General features: G+C 40.3%; 3 protein-coding genes and 1 tRNA gene. All 4 read left to right on the top strand.

All coding sequences use genetic code 11. The features are described 5' to 3' along the window. Window positions 1-3161 (top strand): T9SS type B sorting domain-containing protein (locus MWU84_RS23495; RefSeq protein ID WP_246906442.1); only part of this gene is annotated, 3161 nt, incomplete at its 5' end. 20 nt (window positions 3162-3181) lie between these two features. Continuing rightward, window positions 3182-4132 (top strand): type IX secretion system membrane protein PorP/SprF, encoded by a 951-nt coding sequence (locus tag MWU84_RS23490; RefSeq protein WP_246906440.1) that lies wholly within the window; start codon window positions 3182-3184, stop codon window positions 4130-4132. A 93-nt stretch (window positions 4133-4225) separates the two neighbouring features. Then, entirely contained in the window at window positions 4226-4582 is a 357-nt protein-coding gene (gene folB / locus MWU84_RS23485) for a dihydroneopterin aldolase (RefSeq protein ID WP_246906438.1), read from the top strand. Between the two features lie 51 nt (window positions 4583-4633). Further along, window positions 4634-4707 (top strand) — tRNA-Cys (locus tag MWU84_RS23480). The last annotated feature ends 404 nt before the right edge of the window (window positions 4708-5111 follow it).

Raw genomic sequence — 5111 nt, 5'->3', positions numbered from 1 at the left:
CGACCACACAGAACACTAACCTGTTCACAGGTCTCACCGCAGGTAACTACGACATAACCGTAACCTCCGATAGGGGATGCTTTACCATGCAGACCGTTACCATCGGTGAACCTACTACAGTGGACGTATCCGCTACCGCTACCAGTTTTGCATGTAATGCCAATAACCAGGCATCGCAAGCAGTGATAAACGCAGTCGGATCAGGAGGCACAGCACCATATACCTATAGCATAAATGGTGTGAACTTCTTTACATCTAATACCTTCAATATAACCGATAATGGATCCGATAGGATTATTACAGTTACCATTAAGGATGATAACGGCTGTACCGATGTTACCACAGTGAACATTAGCGCTCTGAACAAATTTACGGCTACATTGGCCCAGGATGCTGCAATATCTTGTGCAGCACCAGAAGAAGTAACCATAACAGTAAACGACAATGGCAATGCGGCCAATGTTTATAGCTATCAGTTGTTACCTGTTGGCAATACCAATGCTATACAAACAGGAACTCCAACCTATAACAGTGCCACATTTAATCTGACCGCTGTAGGAAGTTATACCTTTAGGGTTACCGATACCGCAACAGGATGTTATATGGATACCGCAACTTACACGATCGCTCCTTATGATTTGATCAAAGTGACTGCTACGGCGATTACACCTGTGACCTGTTTTGGGGATAATAATGGTGCTTTGCAGATTAATGTTAGTGGTTATTCGGGTCCATATAATTACACTGTTTATACCAGTGCAGGTGTAGCCACCGCAATTACCGGATCGGCCAATACATCCACCAACCCATTGACCATTAATGGGCTTACGGGAGGTAACTACTACGTAAGGGTTACCGAGACCAATGTTCCATTGTGTTTTGAGAATTCCAATACAGTAAGAATAATTTCTCCGGATAGGGCACTGACCGCTATTGTAGATCCAATAGCCAACGTAACCTGTTCCAATGATGAAGGTGAAATAATAGTAGACCCTAGTGGAGGTTATGGTCCATATGATATTGTACTTACCAATACCACCACCTCAGAGGTATACAATGCCACCGATGTTAACGTAATGGTATTTGGAAATCTATCAGCAGGGAACTACACAGTACAGATTACAGATGCCAATGGCTGTATCCTTAACGATACCGAAACCTTGGTACAACCTGCACCGATTACTGCAGATATCACTCCTTTATCCACAACATTGGATTGTTACGGGGATAGTGATGGTGCATTGACCGCTATAAATATGGCTGGCGGTGAAGGTATATACCAATATCAATTAAATGTGTACGACGCAACAGGTAGTAACATTGTTTACACCTCTGGCGGACAGGTTAGTCCTATTTTCAACAACCTAAAATCAGGTATTTATACAATTACAGTATCCGATGGTTGGGGATGTGATGTTGAAACCGTACAGGCCACTATAATCGATCCTACAGAAGTTTATGCCTCATTGATAAGGACAAGTCCATTAACTTGCTTAAACGACGCAGAATTGCTCTTAAATGCATATGGCGGAACTGGTCCTTATGAATATAGTGAAGACGGCATCAATTATTTCCCAATGAGCGGTGGTGATACCCACAGCTTCACTGTTACTGCAGGAACCTATAGATATTATGTAAGGGATTCCTTTGGATGTTCGTCAATTTTATCAAACCAAATAAAAGAAGATGTCATTGAACCCTTAACGGTGACTATGGATACTTCCGCAGCGGTCATCAACTGTAATGGTGATAATACCGCTATATTGATCGCCAAAGCAGATGGTGGTCTGGGTAATTACCGCTATGAACTGTTTACCGATGCCGCCTTGACAAACAGCATTGCCGGACCTCAAACAAGCGGTCAGTTCGGAAACCTAACAGTGGGCAGCTACTGGGTTAGGGTTACCAGCGATGATTGTGTAGTGGTGTCCAACGAAAACAGAATAACAGAACCAACACCCTTGGTTGTGGACGATTCCTTTATGAACGTCACCTGTAATGGTGCCAATGACGGTAGTATAACCGTTACCTTGAGTGGTGGTTCAGGTGGATATCAATATGCCATTTCACCCAACTTGGACAAATTTGATACGGTAAATACGTTTACCGATCTAGCTCCTGGTAACTATACCGTAATAGCACAGGATATAAATGGATGTTTTGAACAATTGAGATATACCATAACAGAACCGGCAATCATAACCGCAGTACCGACCACTACACCCGAAATATGTATTGGCAGTGAGGATGGAAGCATTTCTTTGACCATTTCTGGTGGAACTGCACCTTATAGAACAAGTATAAACTCTACTACTGATAGTGATTTTGTCTTGGATAGAACCATGTTTACCAATCTGGCCGCTGGAACTTATGCCATATTTGTAAAGGATTCACAGGACTGTATGATCAACATGGCGGTAACCATTGATCCGGGAGTAATCTTGAATGCTACGGTAACCCCTATGTATGAATGTACCGGTAACATCCCTAACAATTCAATTGATCTGGTACTGGAAGACCCAACCGTTGCCCCAGATGTAATGTATGCTCTGGACTCCACTGATCCAAATGATATGGTCTTGGAACCCAATTTTACCAATATTGCTCCTGGGAACCACTACATCGCCATAGCCCATGCCAATGGTTGTGTACTGACCATAGATTTTGAAATAGAGAATTTTGAACCACTGGTTCTAACCTTGGAACCAGGAAACATCAATGAAATTAAGGCTGTTGCCACAGGTGGCCAAGAGGAATATACCTTCTATTTTAATGATAAGGACAATGGTACGGATAATACGCATTACATAACAGAAACAAAAACCCACATAGTTAGGGTTGTGGATGAGAACGGATGTGAAGCAATTGCAGAAATATTCATGGAATTCATCGACATAGAAATCCCCAATTTCTTTACCCCTGACGGTGATGGACAAAATGATTTCTGGAGACCTAAGAATCAAGAAGGCTTCCCAAAAATACTAACCATAATATTTGACCGTTATGGTAGGGAGGTTTACAGAATGGGTCTCAATGACCAAGGATGGGATGGACTATACCACCAAACCGAGTTACCAACCGGCGATTACTGGTATGTCATAAAACTTAAAGGAGAAGAAGATGACAGGGAATTTGTTGGACATTTCACACTTTATAGATAAAGAACTTAACCAAATCTACAATGCGCAGTAAACTATTAATCTTTGTGTTACTTTTAAGTACCTTGATCACTCGTGCCCAAGAACTTAATTCGCCCCAGCTTTCACAATATTTGGCAGACAATCCTTTTGTACTTTCCCCAACGTACGCAGGTATTGGTGACCATGTGAAAATTAGGTTGAACGGACTTGCACAGTGGGTTGGAATTAAGGATGCGCCAAGAACCCAATCCTTGGCAGCCGATATGAGGTTAGGGGAAAAATCAGGAATAGGATTATTTCTTTACAACGATACCAACGGTTATACAAAACAACAAGGTGCACGGATATCCTTTGCGCACCATTTGACTTTGAACCGCTATGAGGACGAATTTTTATCCTTTGGTATTTCATATAATTTTAATCAATTTAGATTGGATGTAGAGGAATTTATAGATGCCGGTTTTGATCCAGGGGTAACCGATGATAGATCCACATCCAACCACAACTTTGACGTAGGACTTCTGTACCGAAAAAATTCCTTTTATTTCAGTGTAAACGCCTCTAATGTTATCAATAAGGATGTATATATATTCGATCCCATCTATGAACCCAACAAACTGAGAAACTTTTATGCCTATACTGGATACAGATATAAAAAATCCAGAAGCAGTAATATGGAAATAGAACCTTCCATTTTGTACAAAATTTTCGAAAGTGATGGTAGGTCCGAGGCAGATCTAAACCTAAAATTCCGATGGTATGATTTTGAGGATTACTACTACGCCGGGGTTACCTATCGTTTTTTAAATGATCAAATAGGTCGGCCACTGTACATAGCTCCTTTGGCCGGACTTAAGAAAAGTAATTTCTACTTTGGGTATTCCTACCAGATCATTCTTAATGAAATATTAGGCTATAGCACCGGTACCCATGTGGTAACCATTGGATTAGACCTATTCCAAGGTATTAGTAATTGTAGATGTACCTATTAACACCATGCCTTTGGCAATTGCAACCCTAAAATATTTATAAAATCCATTCTTTTAAGTTTGGATTGATTTAATTTTGTACAAATTATTAATGTGTTGGGGAAAGTAAGGGTAAGCAATATAAAAGTATATGCCAATCATGGTTGTCTTAAGGAGGAGACTATTATTGGAAGCGATTATCAAGTAAATGTTGAAGTAGGTGCCGATTTAAAAAAGGCATCACAAACCGATGAGCTTTCGGAAACGGTTGATTACGTTCATATAAACCATATTGTAAAAGAAGAGATGTCCATTCCTTCCAAACTATTGGAACATGTGGCACAGCGCATTCTAAACAGAATTTTTGCGGAAATACCCATAGCGAAAAAAGTGAAAGTTGCAGTCTCAAAAATCAACCCCCCTATTGGAGGGGATGTACAAGAAGTGACCATAATACTTAAATCCAAAAGATAAAGCTTTTAGTTTTTGAAACATAAAAAAAGTATTACCTTTGCACTGCAAAAAGGCATTGTGGCCGAGTGGCTAGGCAGAGCTCTGCAAAAGCTTGTACAGCGGTTCGAATCCGCTCGATGCCTCCAAAACCTTCATCTTAACAGATGGAGGTTTTTTTCTTTTGCCGGGTTGGCCATTGACGTAAAATATCCTTGGCTAACCCTCTGTTCATCTAAACTTAACCAATATTTTACGCCATCCAACGGTTCTATCAATGAAGATTTTTCCCGCTGCCTTTGCAATTTTGACTAAGTAACCACTAAATTGGAATCATTAGAGGGTTCCTCCATAATTGCAAAATTTGGGACCAATTGCTCCAAGATTACCTTGTTCCTCTGTCCTTGGATTTTAAAAAGTTGCATCTTGAGACCCGAGAAATTTTATTTTTCAAGCGCATAAAATGACATTATTTTAAAAATTTGATTTTGGGGTAAATATCAAATATGATACAGGTAGAGAGACAGTTAAAGGTATGAGTTATAAACTGAAG

The organism is Arenibacter sp. F20364, assembly GCF_023015905.1.
Taxonomy (GTDB): Bacteria; Bacteroidota; Bacteroidia; order Flavobacteriales; family Flavobacteriaceae; genus Arenibacter.
This window is presented reverse-complemented; position numbering and strand designations above follow the sequence as displayed.

Excerpts from the sequence above, each read along its gene's own strand:
- MWU84_RS23490 (WP_246906440.1), top strand. The coding sequence starts at position 3,182 with ATGCGCAGTAAACTATTAATCTTTGTGTTACTTTTAAGTACCTTGATC.